The 16,514-nt window shown below is 55.2% G+C and carries 13 protein-coding genes and 1 pseudogene; 8 read left to right on the top strand and 6 right to left on the bottom strand.

Annotated features, from left to right (window positions below; genetic code table 11):
• Nucleotides 1–753 (top strand): annotated as a pseudogene (locus B2R48_RS12810) (type III glutamate--ammonia ligase); the annotation flags it as partial.
• A gap of 81 nt (nt 754–834) precedes the next feature.
• Nucleotides 835–1,719, top strand: coding sequence for a formyltetrahydrofolate deformylase (gene purU, locus B2R48_RS12805; protein WP_213475636.1), 885 nt, complete (start codon nt 835–837; stop codon nt 1,717–1,719).
• A gap of 86 nt (nt 1,720–1,805) precedes the next feature.
• Here purU and B2R48_RS12800 read toward each other — a convergent pair whose 3' ends face one another.
• Together B2R48_RS12800 and B2R48_RS12795 are read right to left on the bottom strand one after the other, a co-directional pair.
• Nucleotides 1,806–3,971 (bottom strand): dihydroxy-acid dehydratase, encoded by a 2,166-nt coding sequence (locus B2R48_RS12800; protein WP_213475635.1) that lies wholly within the window; start codon nt 3,969–3,971, stop codon nt 1,806–1,808.
• 57 nt (nt 3,972–4,028) lie between these two features.
• The gene (locus tag B2R48_RS12795) at nt 4,029–4,790 is read right to left on the bottom strand and encodes an SDR family NAD(P)-dependent oxidoreductase (protein ID WP_062958028.1); all 762 of its coding nucleotides are present in this window, start codon (nt 4,788–4,790) and stop codon (nt 4,029–4,031) included.
• A 240-nt stretch (nt 4,791–5,030) separates the two neighbouring features.
• Between B2R48_RS12795 and xylF the strand changes: the two genes are divergently transcribed.
• From xylF to B2R48_RS12770, 5 genes are all read left to right on the top strand, one after another.
• Nucleotides 5,031–6,062, top strand: coding sequence for a D-xylose ABC transporter substrate-binding protein (gene xylF / locus B2R48_RS12790; RefSeq protein ID WP_062958029.1), 1,032 nt, complete (start codon nt 5,031–5,033; stop codon nt 6,060–6,062).
• Nucleotides 6,063–6,163: 101 nt separating this feature from the next.
• Complete coding sequence (locus tag B2R48_RS12785) at nt 6,164–7,429, top strand: sugar ABC transporter permease (protein WP_213475633.1); 1,266 nt, start codon at nt 6,164–6,166, stop codon at nt 7,427–7,429.
• Between the two features lie 11 nt (nt 7,430–7,440).
• The gene (locus B2R48_RS12780; RefSeq protein ID WP_297000975.1) at nt 7,441–8,268 is read left to right on the top strand and encodes an ATP-binding cassette domain-containing protein; all 828 of its coding nucleotides are present in this window, start codon (nt 7,441–7,443) and stop codon (nt 8,266–8,268) included.
• Nucleotides 8,269–8,285: 17 nt separating this feature from the next.
• Nucleotides 8,286–9,467: a fumarylacetoacetate hydrolase family protein gene (locus B2R48_RS12775; RefSeq protein ID WP_062958030.1), complete on the top strand. Its 1,182-nt coding sequence runs from the start codon at nt 8,286–8,288 to the stop codon at nt 9,465–9,467.
• A gap of 115 nt (nt 9,468–9,582) precedes the next feature.
• Entirely contained in the window at nt 9,583–10,818 is a 1,236-nt protein-coding gene (locus tag B2R48_RS12770) for an ROK family transcriptional regulator (protein ID WP_297000970.1), read from the top strand.
• 75 nt (nt 10,819–10,893) lie between these two features.
• Here B2R48_RS12770 and B2R48_RS12765 read toward each other — a convergent pair whose 3' ends face one another.
• The 3 genes from B2R48_RS12765 to araD all read right to left on the bottom strand — a co-directional run bounded on the left by B2R48_RS12765 (nt 10,894) and on the right by araD (nt 14,942).
• Nucleotides 10,894–12,408 (bottom strand): aldehyde dehydrogenase (NADP(+)), encoded by a 1,515-nt coding sequence (locus tag B2R48_RS12765; protein WP_213475631.1) that lies wholly within the window; start codon nt 12,406–12,408, stop codon nt 10,894–10,896.
• Between the two features lie 69 nt (nt 12,409–12,477).
• A complete protein-coding gene (locus tag B2R48_RS12760) occupies nt 12,478–13,197 on the bottom strand; it encodes a ribonuclease activity regulator RraA (RefSeq protein ID WP_297000966.1) in 720 nt (239 codons plus the stop codon).
• An 11-nt stretch (nt 13,198–13,208) separates the two neighbouring features.
• On the bottom strand, nt 13,209–14,942 hold the full coding sequence (gene araD / locus B2R48_RS12755) for an L-arabinonate dehydratase (RefSeq protein WP_297000964.1): 1,734 nt from the start codon (nt 14,940–14,942) through the stop codon (nt 13,209–13,211).
• A 227-nt stretch (nt 14,943–15,169) separates the two neighbouring features.
• Between araD and B2R48_RS12750 the strand changes: the two genes are divergently transcribed.
• Nucleotides 15,170–15,880, top strand: coding sequence for a GntR family transcriptional regulator (locus tag B2R48_RS12750; protein WP_297000962.1), 711 nt, complete (start codon nt 15,170–15,172; stop codon nt 15,878–15,880).
• Between the two features lie 24 nt (nt 15,881–15,904).
• Here B2R48_RS12750 and B2R48_RS12745 read toward each other — a convergent pair.
• The coding region (locus B2R48_RS12745) for a dihydrodipicolinate synthase family protein (RefSeq protein WP_297000960.1) at nt 15,905–16,514 on the bottom strand (610 nt) is incomplete at its 5' end.

Here is a 16,514-nt window from a genome sequence, read left to right as displayed (position 1 = left end):
CAGTTTGAAATGAACTGGGAATTTGATGACGCACTTAAAACTGCCGACAAACATTCCTTTTTCAAGTTCATGGTCAAATCGATTGCCGAAAAACACGGTCTTCGCGCAACCTTCATGCCCAAGCCCTTCCCGGGCCTGACCGGCAATGGTTGCCATTGCCATGTTTCGGTCTGGGACAATGACGGTGCCAATGCCTTTGCCGATGACGACATGCCATTTGGCCTGTCAGCGAAGGGCAAGACTTTCCTTGGCGGGATCATGAAGCATGCCTCTGCCATGGCGGTGATCACCAACCCGACGGTCAATTCCTATAAGCGGATCAACGCCCCGCGCACCATGTCCGGTGCGACCTGGGCCCCGAACACCGTGACCTGGACGGGCAACAACCGCACACACATGGTGCGTGTGCCGGGACCGGGCCGTTTTGAACTGCGCCTGCCTGATGGCGCGACCAACCCGTATCTGCTGCAGGCCGTAATCATTGCCGCGGGTCTGGATGGCATGGCAACCAATGCCGATCCGGGACCGCATTACGATATCGACATGTATCAAGAAGGTCATCTGATCAAGGATGCGCCGCGTTTGCCGCTGAACCTGCTTGATGCCCTGCGCGAGATGGGATCAAACACAGATCTCCAACTTGCGATGGGCAAGGAATTCTCGAGTGCCTACCTCAAGCTCAAACAAACCGAGTGGAATTCTTATGTTTCTCACTTTTCCCGCTGGGAACGTGAGAACACACTTGATATTTAATGCTTCTGCCCGGCCTCATCTTATTCCCCGATGGACGGGGCCGGGCAATTTTGATTACAGCAAACGAGAAAGCCAAACGCGATGAAAAGCTACGTCCTGACCGTTTCCTGCGACTCTCAACGCGGGGTGGTTGCTGCTATTTCGACCTATTTGGCCGAACATGGCTGCAACATTACCGACAGCTCACAGTTTGACGACCAGGAAACCGGTCTGTTCTTTATGCGGGTCGCCTTCGTAAGCGAAGAAGGCGTTGATCAGGAAACGCTGGCCAAAGGCTTTGAGGGTCCGGCGTCAGAACTTGGCATGACGTATGAGATCCACGACAGTTCCGAGAAGATGAAAGTTCTTCTGATGGTGTCGCGCTTTGGTCACTGCCTGAACGATCTGCTTTACCGCTGGAAAATCGGCGCACTGCCGATTGATATCGTTGGTGTGGTATCAAACCACCTTGATTATCAGAAGGTGGTGGTTAATCACGACATCCCGTTCCACCACATCCCGGTGACCAAGGATAACAAGCCGGAAGCCGAGAAAAAGCTGCTTGATCTGGTGTCGGATTACGATGTCGAACTGATCGTTCTCGCACGCTACATGCAAGTCCTTTCAGACAGCCTGTGCAAGAAGATGAGCGGCAAGATCATCAACATTCATCATTCCTTCCTGCCAAGTTTCAAGGGTGCCAACCCGTATCGTCAGGCCTATGTGCGCGGGGTCAAACTGATTGGGGCGACCGCACACTATGTGACCGCCGATCTTGATGAAGGCCCGATCATCGAGCAGGACATTGCGCGCATCACCCACGCCCAGAACTCTGCCGATTATGTGTCGATTGGCCGTGATGTTGAAAGCCAGGTGCTGGCACGTGCCGTCCACGCGCATATCCACCACCGTTCATTTATCAACGGCAACCGCACAATTGTTTTCCCGCCAAGTCCGGGAAGCTATGCATCAGAACGCATGGGCTAAGCGTCCCAGGATCAGCTCAAACGAAAACGCCCCGGCCAGACATGGCACGGGGCGTTTTCCGTTCTTGCGTCAAGACGCCGTGGTGCTTAGCGCCAGGATTTGGTTGCGCGCCGGTCCACAGCACGGGGAACGATGCCACGCGCGGCATTCCCGATACCGTCAAGCACATTGCTTGCCGCAATATCACACTGGCGATCTGCCATGCGCTTGAACCGTTCGTCAAATAGCGGCTTGCGATCAGCGATTTCACGCGGGTCGGATGCTCGTTCCTGACCTTTTTTGAAGGCTTCGGGCTCCAGCCAGTCAAGTGTCAACCTGGTCAAATCAAGGCGAAGCACGTCACCATCTTTGAGATAGCCGACCGCCCCGCCTGTAAATGCCTCTGGCACCATATGGCCGATGCAGGCCCCTTTGGTCACCCCGGAATAACGGCCATCGGTAATCAGCATTGATGATGCTTCAAGGATGCGATGGTGTCGCAGATTCTGGGACGGAGAGAACATTTCAGGCATGCCATATGCTTCTGGCCCCTGCCCGCCAATGACAAAGGCAAAGGACAGATGCCCCTGTTCAAGCATGTCCTTTGGCGCATCCATATCCACACGGTTTCCACCATTTCGCTGAACGATGGCAGATATCAGATCTTCATCCACGCCATCGGTTTCAATCAGTCGGGAAATCAAATCCGGCGAGGCAAAATCCGCATTGCAGACGTGCTCGTTTTCGTAATAGCGCACGATGAATACGTGATCATCAAAGTGCGAAAGCAAATGATCACTCATGCCCGATGTCTTGACCGCACAGTTTTCAAAGAAGCTGCCCGTAAGAACATCAACGCCTGAACGCTGCCGGACTGGTGTTGCACGAATAACCGACGCATCACCAAGAGATAGATCAACCGGGTTTTCAAGGTCGGCGATCCGTTCCGCCCAGGATTTGCCAAGAACAGTTGGCGCATCAAGGTCCATCGCAACCCCCAGATCGGCAAGCACACGATAGATGCTTTCCATGCCGCGGTTTTTGCCTTCGGCCATTTGCTGCGCCAGAACAAAGGTATCGCGGTTTTCCGTCAGGCTGTGGGCGAAAATCTCGGGCACAGGTGTCTGGGTGCGGACATCCTGATAATCGTCAATCGAGATATCGAAACCGGCATAGCGCATCATGAAGGGCAAATGCAAAAGCATGTTGCTGCTTGAACCGGTTGCGTTGTGAATGCGCACAAAATTGGCGAAGTTGGCCTTCAGCAAATTGCCGATGGCATATTCCGGCTTGTTGAAAACCCCGAACAGGGCATCAACGCCCGCTGCAACGGCCTCGAACGGCGGGACATCGGTCAGCAATTCCAGTTCCGGCGGGGTCAGACCAAAGGCCGCCAGCATGGTCCGCGAAGAATTTCCGGTCCCGTTAAAGGCACAGATGCCGCCCTTTGAATCACAAGTCGCCGTCGCAAGCTCATCAAGCACCTTGCGTTCTTGCGCTGCATCGATGATCCCAAGCAACCTTGCACGTTCTAGCAAACCGGCAAAAGCCTCGTCAGAGGTACATTGCAGGATATAGCGCATGTTTTCGCGGATATCCGCGCCAAGGTCGTCATGTCCGGCTGCATCAGCGTCCGCTGCAATACGATCAAGCAACCGCCGGGTTCCATCGGGAATTTCACCGCCCTTAAGAACGTGGGATGGCGCAAACACCGCCCAGACCGGCGCCTGATCACCACGCCAGGCGCGTGCATGATCGGCCGCAGCCAAACCGGCAACCACCGCAGCAGGCGACTTGTCGCACCCGGCAATCACATAGGCCGCATGATAGCTGTGACCTTCAAAGGTGATATTGACTGCCGCCGCAGTGTGGTTGCGCGACGCCAGTGAATAACTTTGTCCGATATTGTTTTGCGCCGTACCATCACAAATGACCGGGACATGAAACAGGAAGGGAACACCCCCCATTTCCCAAATGCGAATTGCCGCCATCAATGCCTGTGGACGATCCAGAAGATGGGCCGGATGATCCGGTGCACCGCCGATGATTGCGATCCGCGGCCGGTTTTCCACCAGACGTCCGACGACGTCCTTGATCTCGGGCACGACAAAACCACGATCACGGCCAACAACCGGGTTCTCATTCACCGCATCACGCAGCAGACGGACCACTGTGATCGGTTGATTTGCCAATCCCTGAATGCAGTCGCGATACGGGTTGGCTTTTTCATCAATGATGATCGGGGTATTGGGCAGGTTTGCGGGCGACGACATATTGTTTTTCCAAGTTCGAACAGTGGCCTTCGGGCTTACACCCGTCAAAACGGGCGATCAGACGATGCCGCCATCAACGATGAAGTTCTGCGATGAACAAGCTGATGAGACATCTGATGCCAGAAACAGCACCATCTGCGCAACATCATCTCCTACCAATCGGCGCTTTACGCATTGCTGTTCCTGAATACGTTCCTCATCCGCAGGGGAAATCCACAGATCAAGCTGGCGCTGCGTAATGATGCATCCCGGCGTCACCGCGTTAACACGGATGCCATGTCCCCCCCAATCCCGCGCAAGGGCACGGGTAAGCCCGATGATTCCGGCCTTTGCAGTCTCATACGTTACGAGATCCGGCAAGCCCATCATATAACTTACGGAACTGAAATTAATAATACTGCCCGACCCTTTTTCCTTCATGCCCGGCGCCACAGCCTGAGCACAGAAAAAATGATGATTCAAATTGACATCAAGTCCGTCACGCCATTTTTCCGGATCAATATCTTCCGGTGTGTGGCGGTCATCGCGCGCGGCATTATTTACCAGAACCTCTATCGGGCCGATTGCAACCGACATTTCACGGACCGCCTCGGAAATCGAGGATTGCTGCCGTAAATCAAGAGACTTGTAGACCGGGGTTACGCCGTATTCGTCCTGAATAGCTGCAATAAGTTTTTGCGCAGCAGCATCATCAATATCGAAAAATCCGACACGCGCTCCTTGCGCACAGAATGCACGAACGATAGAGGCGCCAATCCCGGATGCGCCGCCTGTTACAAGCACGGACTTGCCGTCAATGTCGTGATAACTCGCTGTCATAACGTTCCCTGTCACTTTTCATATTATTTTAGGTGAATGAATTAAATGCTGCAGCGCACCATCCAATATCAGCCATAATTCAACCAATGATTATGGTTTAATATCGATTGATACACCAAAATCGCTGTTTTTAATTTATTCACTAAAAAATATTTGACAGGACGCATTCTTCACGTCAACATTTTTTCGACAACAAAAATAAATGTCATCTAAAGACACTCACATTCAGGGAAGAAACCGATGAAAAAACTCCTATCGACGGCCATGTTGGCCGGAACCGTACTTCTGTCTGCAAATGCCTTTGCCGCTGACCTGACCGTTGGCGTCAGCTGGTCGAACTTCCAGGAAGAACGCTGGAAAACCGATGAAGCCGCCATCAAGGCCGCTCTTGATGCCGCTGGCGCCGATTACATCAGTGCTGATGCTCAGAGCAATCCTTCAAAACAGCTTGCCGATATCGAAAGCCTGATTGCCCGCGGTGCCGATGCACTGATCGTACTGGCACAAGACTCCGCTTCGATTGGTCCGGCAGTCCAGCTTGCACTTAACGAAGGCATTCCGGTTGTCGGGTATGACCGCCTGATCGAAGACCCGAACGCCTACTACATTACGTTCAACAACAAGGAAGTCGGTCGTCTTCAGGCCGAGGCTGTTTTTGCTGAGCAGCCGAAGGGCAACTATGTCTTCATCAAAGGCGCACCGACCGACCCGAACGCGAACCTTCTGCATGAAGGTCAGCTTGAAGTTCTTCAGGCGGCAATTGACGCTGGCGACATCAATGTCGTTGGCGAAGCTTACACCGACAGCTGGCAGCCTGCGATCGCCCAGCGCAACATGGAACAGTTCCTGACGGCTGCAGACAACAAGGTTGATGCAGTGGTGGCCTCGAATGACGGCACCGCCGGTGGCGTGGTCGCGGCCTTGTCAGCACAGGGCATGCAGGGCATTCCGGTATCAGGTCAGGATGGTGACCATGCAGCACTTAACCGTGTTGCTCTTGGCACCCAGACTGTTTCGGTCTGGAAAGACGCCCGCCTTCTTGGTCAGCGCGCGGCTGAAATCGCCGTCGAACTGGCAGGTGGCACGAAACTGGGCGATGTTGGTGGAACGCAAGACTGGCAAAGCCCGAATGGTGTAACGATGAAATCGTTCTTCCTTGATCCGGTTGCAATTACCCAGAACAAGCTCGACCTGGTGATTGATGCCGGATGGGTTTCCAAGGACGTTGTTTGCCAGGGCGTTACCAATAGCAAGGTTACTGCCTGCAACTAGGCATCCCTGTTTCTTCTGACCTTGCTTAAACCCGGGGCCGACTGCATTTCCCATATCGCGCAGATATTGTATGTCGGCCCCGCTGTATTACGAGCTTATTCATGTCACGACTGCTTTCAAAAATGGAAGTCGACCGCCGTCTGGTCGGCCTCGCCGTTGTCCTGCTGATCATCTGGGTCGGCTTTGATATTGCTTCTGGCGGGCGTTTTATAACCCCACGCAACATCTTTAATCTGTCGGTTCAGACTGCCTCCGTTGCTGTAATGGCATGCGGTATGGTCCTGATCATTGTCACACGCCATATCGACCTGTCAGTTGGGGCTGTTCTTGGCGTTCTTGCCATGATCATGGGGGTTGTTCAGACTGATTTCCTGCCACAGTTTTTTGATTACAACCATCCTTTGACCTGGGTGCTTACACTGGCAATCGGCATTGCAGTCGGTGCGATGATTGGCGGCATACAAGGCGTTGCAGTCGGCTATCTTGGTGTCCCGGCCTTTATTGTAACGCTGGGCGGACTTCTGGTCTGGCGCGGGGCGGCATGGTGGGTCACGCAGGGGCGCACCGTAGCACCGCTTGACCAAAACTTTATCCTGCTGGGTGGCGGCATCGAGGGAACGATTGGCGCGACCTGGAGCTGGATTGTTGCTCTGTTGGCGATCCTGGCGATCATCTATGCCGCAATCATGGAACGCCGTCGTCGCCTTTCATTCGAATTTCCGGTCAAACCGATCTGGGCCGAATATACCAACACCATCATCAAGGCCGGTCTTGTTCTGGTCGTCATTGCCACCTTGAATGCCTACCACCTGCCCACCCGCGCGGCAGAACGCCTTCTTGAAAACAAGGGCATTCCGGTAACACCTGAAAACCTTGAAATTTCTCATGGCATTCCAATCCCGCTTCTGATCGTTGCTCTGGTCGCAATTGTGTTGACCATTGTGGTGAAGCGCACGCGCTTTGGCCGGTATGTCTTTGCGATTGGCGGCAACCCGCAAGCCGCCGAGCTTGCCGGCATCAATGTCAAGCGCATGACTGTTGCTGTCTTTGCGTTGATGGGTGTTCTGTGTGCGATCAGCGCGGCCATCTCGTCGGCACGCTTGCAGTCAGCAGGCAATGATCTGGGCACACTTGATGAACTTCGTGTGATTGCTGCGGTTGTGATTGGCGGGACATCCCTTGCTGGCGGACTTGGTACGATCTATGGCGCACTGATCGGTGCGCTGGTGATGCAAAGCCTGCAAAGTGGTATGGCGCTTCTGGGTGTTGATACCTCGCTGCAAAGCATTGTCATTGGCCTTGTCCTTGTTCTGGCGGTCTTTAGCGACAAGTATTTCCACCGCCGCTACAGCGATCCCAGCGCGTAAGGAGACCCGTAATGACTGATACAAACCAGACCACCGACCCACTGGTCGAAATGCGCGACATCCACATCAGTTTTGGTGGTGTCAAAGCAGTCGATGGCGTCTCCATTGACCTTTATCCTGGCGAGGTTGTTGGCGTTCTGGGCCACAACGGCGCAGGAAAATCGACCCTGATCAAAATCCTGTCCGGTGCCTACAAGGCTGATAGCGGCCAGATCGTTGTTGATGGCAAAGAAGCAAAGATCGAAACAGCCCGCGATGCGCGCGACAACAATATCGAAACGATCTATCAGAACCTGGCGCTTGCCGACAATCTTGACGCTGCCCAGAACCTGTTTCTTGGCCGTGAAATCACCGACAAGTTCGGTTTTCTTGATGATGCGGCCATGGAACACAAGGCACGCGAAGTCCTTCATCGATTGAACCCGAACTTCAAAAAGTTCACATCCCCCGTCTCGGCGCTGTCCGGTGGGCAGCGTCAATCCGTGGCGATTGCACGAGCACTGCTGTTCGAAGCCCGCGTTCTGATCATGGATGAACCGTGTGCCGCCCTTGGCGTGCATGAAACAAAGATGGTCGGAGAACTGATTGATCAGCTCAAACGTGATGGTCTTGGTATTTTGTTGATTAGCCATGATCTTCATGATGTCTTTGACCTTTCGGACCGACTGCATGTTATGAAGAACGGGAAGCTCGTCGGCAGCGTTCGAACCGAAGACGTCACCCATGACGACGTTCTTGGAATGATTATTTTGGGCAAGATGCCCGAACACCTTCTGCATCTGGCGGGTCCGGGCGCAACCAATGCCCCGGATGCACAATCTGCCGCCAACAACAGCTAAGCAAGCGAGATACCGAGATGACCAAAGGTTTTCCGACAAATACTTCCGATATCCTGCCTGATGACGCCAACCGAGCCGTCCTGATTGGTCGAATATGGGATCCACGCGTGGCAGGTCCGACGCCCGTCCTTCTTGATGGGGAAACGCTGCGCGACATCAGCAAGCTTGGCCCGACCATTAGCCAGATTTTGGAACGAGACGATCTGCTGGAAAGTCTTTCAAACGCCGCAAACTTCCCAACAGTTGCGTCGCTTGACGAAATTCTTGATCAATCGCGTCCGGATGCTGATGAAAACAACCCGCATCTTTTGGCACCGAACGATCTTCATGCGATCAAGGCCAGCGGTGTGACATTTGTCGCAAGCCTTCTGGAACGCGTCATCGAAGAACAAGCACGCGGTGACGCCAGCAAGGCTGACCAGATCCGAACCGAGATTACCGGCATCATCGGCGATGACCTGTCACAGATCGAGCCGGGCTCTGCAAAGTCTGCCGACATCAAAAAGGTGCTGATCGAAAAAGGTGCCTGGTCGCAGTACCTTGAAGTCGGTATCGGACCCGATGCCGAGATCTTTACCAAAGCCCCGGTCATGTCCGCAGTTGGACATGGCGCGCATGTCGGCTTGCATCCGATCTCAAACTGGAACAACCCTGAACCGGAAGTGGTTCTGACGGTAACGTCGCTTGGTAAAATTGTCGGCGCGACCCTTGGCAATGATGTCAACCTGCGTGACGTGGAAGGGCGTTCGGCATTGTTGCTTGGCAAGGCAAAAGACAATAATGGCTCCTGCGCCATTGGTCCGTTCATCCGCCTGTTTGACGATCACTTTACCCTTGAAACCGTCAAGTCGGCAGATATCGCCATGGCCGTTGATGGGCCGGATGGCTACCACCTTGATGCGGTCAGCTCGATGAGCCAGATCAGCCGAACGCCGGAAAGCCTTGTTGGACAAGCGATTGGCAAACACCACCAGTATCCGGACGGTCTCATGCTGTTTCTTGGGACGATGTTTGCACCGACCGACGACCGTGGCGGGGCCGGCAAGGGCTTTACCCACGAGATGGGCGACCTCGTCAGCATCTCTACCCCCAGCCTTGGCAAGCTGGTCAATCAGGTTGATCGATCAGATGCCATCAAACCCTGGGATTTCGGGATCAGTGCCTTGATGAACAACCTTGCAGGTCGCGGATTACTGTAATATCGACCATGCAGGCAACCAATCCGCTTGCCAAAGCGGTGTCTGAAATGACCATATTGACCCGGTCGAGTACGTTTTTGATCGGGTCAATTTCAAAAGGATACAGTCCGACCTCATGATGCGCCGCACAGAAAGCGAGACCCCACGCCAGCCATCCCAAACCGCCATTTTGCGGTATCTGCGGGTGCACGGCCCGGCTGCGCGTATTGATATTGGCACAGCAACAGGATTGAGCCCGGCGACGGTGACCTCCCTGACAGCTGACCTTATGGCGCAAGGATTGGTCCGCGAAAGCGAAGGCGGCAACGGCAACACAAACGGCAATACACGTGGCCGTCCCAAGGTCCTGCTTGATCTTGTCCCGAATGCAGCTTGTGTCATCGGCGTTAAAATCACCATTAATCTGATCGAAATCGCTTTGGGTAACTTCAAGGGCGAGATCGAACGCAGCATTGAACACAGCATCAATACGCGTGATCTGGGATCAGAGGAACTCACCAGAACCCTGATTGCACTGATTGATCGCTTTGTTGAACGCAATCAGGACTTCTGCAAACATCCACCAGCAGGCATCAGCATTGCCGTACAGGGTGTGACAGATAGCAATAGCGGCGAAATCATCTGGTCACCGGCCCTGCGCCATCGCCACATTCCGCTGGTTCGATCTTTGACTGAGCGTTATGGCGGCGCGGTCCAGATGTCCAACGACGCAAACTGTATCGCAACCGCGATTTCGCAAAACACCAACCTGCATGATGGCGGTGACTTTGCCGTGATCATGCTGGGCTACGGGATTGGCATGGGGCTTGTGCTGAACGGAAACGTTTATAACGGCGATTTCGGCACCGCCGCCGAGTTTGGCCATACCAAGTTTCAGCCCGATGGCCCGCTTTGCAATTGCGGACGACGCGGCTGTCTTGAGGCCTATATCGGGGACTACGCCATCCTGCGCGATGCCCGCGGCCTGATTGACCTGCCCGAAGCCAACAACCTGCATCCCAGCGAAGATCAGATGATGGATCTGGTTGCGCGCGCACGTAACGGTGACGCAGGCTTGGCCGAGCTGTTCCGCCACGCCGGCAAGGTTCTGGGTTACGGGATTGCTAACCTGATTGCCCTGTTAGGGCCAAAACAAATCTTCATTACCGGGTCGGGCGCACGCGCCTTTGACATGATGGAACCGGAACTGCGGCGCGGCCTGGCAGAGGCACAAGTCCCGGAACTCAGTCGCGGGCCGACAATTACCCATCTGGCTTGGGACAAGGACCTTGCCCTGCAAGGGGCAATTGGCCAAAGTCTGCTCAGACATGACGAGAACATGTTTCAGGCCGCAGGAACAGCCCACAACTAAATCAGCCATCCAATAAAAAAAGCCGCCCGGTTGGGCGGCTTTTCTTTGATGTTTTCAAACGTCCTATTGCCAGGATCAGGCAATGTCGGCTGGCAATACATCCGTCGGGATGTTCTGATAGCAAACCGGGCGCAGGAAGCGACGGATTGCCATCGTCCCGACCGAGGTTGCCCCGAAGTTGGTCGATGCCGGATACGGACCGCCATGTACCATGGTGTCAGATACCTCGACACCGGTCGGGAAGCCATTGGCCAGAACACGACCAGCCTTGTGTTCAAGGATCGGCAGAAGCGAACGGGCATCCTCTGCGTCAGAGGCATCCAGATGCAGCGTGCAGGTCAGCTGACCTTCAAGTGACTTTGCAATCTGGCGCATCTCTGCGACATCCTTGACCCGGACAACAAGACCAAGCGGACCAAAGACCTCTTCGCCCAGTTCATGGTTGGCAAGCCAGTTTTCACCAGTGGTTTCGAACAGATACGGTGTTGCATTGCGCAGGTCACACGATGTGGTCAGAACCTCTTTGACACCTGACGTCGCGGCAACACGCTTTGCACCGGAACGATAGGTTTCTGCCATGCCATCGGTCAGCATGGTCTGCGGGCCAACTTCCGACAGGCCTTCCTTGGCGGCCGCTACAAATGCATCCGCATCCGGGCCTTCGATCACAACGGCGATCCCCGGGTTGGTGCAGAACTGGCCGGCACCCATGGTAAGCGAACCTGCCCAGCCTTTGCCGATTTCCGCACCGCGCGCCTTAACAGCATTCGGCAGCAGGAACATCGGGTTGACGGAGCCGAGTTCACCAAAGAACGGAATCGGTTCAGGACGGGCAGCACAAAGATCGTAAAGCGCACGACCACCGCCAAGCGAACCGGTAAAGCCAACCGCCTTGATCAGCGGGTGCTGCACCAGGCTTTGGCCAACATCGCGCTTGCCACCCTGAATCAGGCTGAACACGCCCGGATGAACGCCGCATTTCTTGATGGCAGCGTCAATTGCCTGTGCGACAATTTCGCCCGTGCCCGGATGGGCGGAATGGCCTTTGACCACGACCGGGCAACCAGCAGCCAATGCCGATGCAGTGTCACCCCCCGCGACAGAGAAAGCCAGCGGGAAGTTGGACGCACCAAAGACAGCAACCGGACCAATCGGACGCTGCATCAAACGCAGGTCAGGACGCGGCAGCGGCGCACGATCCGGAAGGGCTTCGTCATAACGACGGTCCAGATATTCGCCATCAAGGATGTGGCTGGCAAACAGGCGCAGCTGACCAACGGTACGGCCACGTTCGCCCTGAAGACGGGCTTCGGGCAGGCCGGTTTCCTGCGTACCGATTTCGGTGATTTCTTCACCGCGCGCATCAATTTCATCGGCAATGGTATTGATGAGTTTCGCGCGCTCTTCGCGGCTTGAATAACCATAGGTCCAAAACGCTTCCTCAGCCGCCTTTGCAGCCTGATCAACAAGCGCAGGCGTTCCAACCGGGAAGGTATTGGCCGGACCATGGGCAGGTTCAGACTGGAAGGTCGTCTCGCCAGCGACCCAGTCTCCGGCAATCAGATGTTTTCCTGTCAGGGTATAAGACATTTCAATCAATCCTCTGGAATTCATGGATGGGGTAAAAATGGCTGCGTTACCGTCAAGGTAACCGGGACTTTACCGAGTTGCCAGCCATTCCTCATACTTTTTCTGATTCTCTTCTTTGGTGCAGGGATAAAGTCCGATGATTGACGCACCATTGGCCACCTGTTCGATCACAAAGGCCTCGTAACTTTCCATACCTGCACAGGCTTCGGCGATCTCGTCTGCAAGATGTGCGGGGATCACCATGACCCCGTCCGTATCGCCAACAAGCACATCACCCGGGAAGACGGCAACATCACCACAGGCAATCGGAACGTTGATATCAAGCGCTTCATGCTTGGTCAGGTTGGTCGGGGCTGACGGGCCGGCATAGTAGGCAGGCATGTCAAGTTCACCGATCCCCTCGGCATCGCGGAAACCGGCATCTGACACGATCCCGGCACCACCGCGCACCGCAAGTCGGGTAACAAGGATCGACCCGGCCGATGCCGCAGAAGCATCCTTGCGACCATCCATCACCAGAACATGGCCCGGTGGGCAGGTTTCAATCGCAACACGTTGCGGATGGTCTTCGTTGCGGAACACCTCTATCGGGTTACGGTCTTCACGTGCGGGGATGTAGCGCAGCGTAAAGGCCTGCCCGACCATGTTCTTCTTTTTCGGCGCCACCGGTCGGACACCCTGAATGAACTGGTTGCGCAGGCCCCGCTTGTAAAGCTGGGTTGCAACAGACGCAGTGGACGCGCGCATCAGTTTTTCGCGCGTGGCATCAGACAATACATATTCCGTCATGGTCGGTGTCCTTAGAAAATGTCAGGTTCGCCGGCAGTTTTGCCGAAATCGGTTTCAAGGAAGTCAAAATCGCAGCCCTGATCGGCCTGGGTCACATGGCGCGAGAACATATAGCCATAACCACGTTCGAACCGCGGCTCCGGCGGTGTCAGGGCCTTGCGCCGCGCTTCAAGCTCTTCTTCGGGCACGAGCATATCAAGCGAGCGATTTGGCAGATCAAGGCGGACCGTATCGCCATTTCTCAGAAGTGCGAGTGGCCCACCGATATAGCTTTCCGGGCTGACATGCAAAACACAGGCGCCGTAAGACGTGCCCGACATGCGGGCATCGGAAATCCGGAGCATGTCACGATGGCCCTGTTTGATCAGCGCCTTGGGGATCGGCAGCATGCCCCATTCCGGGAAGCCGGGACCACCTTGCGGACCGGCATTGCGCAGAACCATGACGTGATCCGGCGTGATATCAAGGTTCTCGTCGTCGACGGCCTTTTTCATTTCCGGATAGCTGTCAAAGACCAGCGCCGGTCCTTCATGCACATGGAATTTGGGGTCACAGGCGGCAGGCTTGATCACGGCACCCGTCGGGCAAAGGTTGCCCTTGAGCACAGCAAGGGAGCCTTCCTTGTAGACCGGGTTATCAAGCGGACGGATGACATCGTCATTGTAAACTTCCGCCCCCTCAAGGTTTTCACCAAGGGTCTTGCCGGTGACGGTAACGCAACTGGTATCAAGGCGGTCTTCCATCTGTTTCATCAGGGCGCGCAAACCGCCCGCATAGAAGAAGTCCTCCATCAGGTAATCCTTACCCGATGGCCGGACATTGGCAATCAGCGGCGTGTTGCGGCCAAGCTCGTCGAGATCTTCAAGCTTAAGACCCACACCAGCACGTTTGGCCATCGCAATCAGATGCACCACGGCATTGGTCGAACAACCGGTCGCCATGGCAACAATGGCCGCATTTCGGCAGGACGCGTCGGTGATGATTTGATCGGGTGTCAGGTCTTCCCAGACCATTTCGACAATACGACGTCCACAATCAGCCGACATGCGCTGATGGCCGCTATCGACCGCCGGGATTGATGACGCACCGGGCAAGGTCAGCCCCATGGAATCGGCAATGGCCGTCATGGTGGATGCGGTGCCCATGGTCATGCAGGTCCCGGCAGAACGGGCAATCCCGCCCTGAATGCCAAGCCATTCTTCGTCACTGATATTGCCAGCGCGCCGCTCATCCCAGTATTTCCAGGCATCCGAGCCCGACCCCAGGATTTTACCGGCATAGTTACCGCGCAACATGGGCCCGGCTGGCAGGTAGATCATCGGCACCCCAGCCGAAATCGCACCCATGACAAGACCCGGTGTGGTTTTGTCACAGCCCCCCATCAGGACCACACCATCAAGCGGGTGACAGCGAATGTTTTCCTCTGTCTCCATGGCAAGCAGGTTGCGATAAAGCATTGAGGTCGGCTTGGTGAAACTCTCATCGACCGACAGGGATGGCAGTTCGACAGCAAAGCCGCCCGCCTGCGCGACACCGCGTTTGACATCAACCACCCTTTCTTTGAAATGGGCGTGACAGGTGTTGAGCTCCGACCAGGTATTGAGAATGCCGATGATTGGCTTTCCGCGAAAATCATCTTCGGAGTAGCCAAGCTGCATCATCCGGGACCGATGTCCGAATGAACGCAGATCATCGGGGGAAAACCAGCGTGCCGATCTCAGGTCCTGAGGCTGTTTCTTACTCATTGTCTTATCCTCGGAATGTAAAACGTAACCGTGACAGCGTTGGGCGGCGATCAGACAGGCGATCTCCGATCTTGGACGCAAACACACTCATCCGAGGGTTTCCGCCGCCATCATCAAACACGGAAAGATATTCGCTTTTGACTGTTTGATATAGTAATATATTAGTGCATATCCGGCAAGACGCCTGTATACAAATTGCCTGACCAGACATGAATTGCGGGAACATCATGGTCGAAAACCTGTTCAAAGATGCACCGATTGCCAAGAAACGCCTGCCCAAACTCAAACGGGGTTCGGCCAGCACGCAACTCCATAATTCCTTGCGTGAGCGCATCATTGATCTTGAACTTGCGCCCGGCCAGTACCTATCGCGGATCGAAATTGCCGAAGCATATGGTGTCAGCCAGACGCCGGTTCGTGATGCTTTGCTCAAGCTTGAGGAAGAAGGTCTGGTTGATACCTTTCCGCAGTCCAAGACAGAAGTTTCGCGCATTGACGTCGAACACGCGCTTGAAACGCAGTTCTTGCGCCTGTCGGTCGAGCTTGAAATCACCCGCCGTCTGGCAAATGCCAAAGACCCTGCCCTGACTGTCAAAGCACACTCCATTCTTGCTCAGCAAAATGCGGTCAGCACCGCAAACGATCTCGATACCTTTGGCAAACTTGATCGCGATTTCCATTACGCGCTGTATGAGGCAGCCGGCGTTGCCCAACTCTATGGCGTGGTCGAGGCACGATCCGGTCACATCGACCGCCTGCGCAAGCTCAACCTGCCAGACCCGGGAAAATCGGCATCCATCCTTGATTGCCATCGCCGCATCCTGGATGCGATTGACAAGGGCGATGCCGATACCGCCTGCGAGGTTGTCCGCGAACATCTGATGGGCACGCTTGCCACCGTCGAAGACATCCGCGAACGTCATCCATCCTACTTCTAGGACGGGCTGCTCAACCCCCTCGACTTAGCCGATCAACCCGTTGCCCTTCATGAAGCTTGCCAATTTTTCCTGCTGCACATCCGTCAGCGGCCAGGCGGATGGCGGACGGGTTGCGCCACAATCATCACCCAGCAGTTTGAGTGCCGCCTTTACGCCGGTAACGTTCGTGCCATTCATCTCCTCGGCCCGAACATCCTCGAATGCCTTCATCTCGGAAATCAGTTTGCGTGCCGTGGCGTAGTCGCTGGCCTCAAGGGCGGCGTGAATGGCCATCGAACGTTCCGGCCAGACATTAATCAGGCCTGATGTAAAGCCGCGCGCGCCCACGGCGTAGAATGCCGGCGCCCATGTTTCGGCCAATCCGCCGACCCAAACAATATCCGGGTCACAGGCGTTGATCGCCTCGGCCAGTTTCATCGGGTTGGGGGTTGCCCATTTAACCCCGGCAACACCTTCGACCGCGCACAAATCAGCGATTGCTTTGGTGCCAATAGCATCGTTGCGAAGATAGAGCATCATCGGCAGACCACCGGACGCGTCAGCAATTTGTTTGATGTAGTCAACCACACCACGCGGGGCGACAAACGGATCGGGTGGCTGGTGGATCATGAGCGCCTCTGCCCCGGCTTCTGCC

Origin of the sequence: Thalassospira sp. UBA848 (assembly GCF_002295455.1) — a bacterium.
Lineage (GTDB): Bacteria > Pseudomonadota > Alphaproteobacteria > Rhodospirillales > Thalassospiraceae > Thalassospira.
Note: the sequence above shows the minus strand (reverse complement) of the source record. Positions and strands in the feature narration are given on the sequence as shown.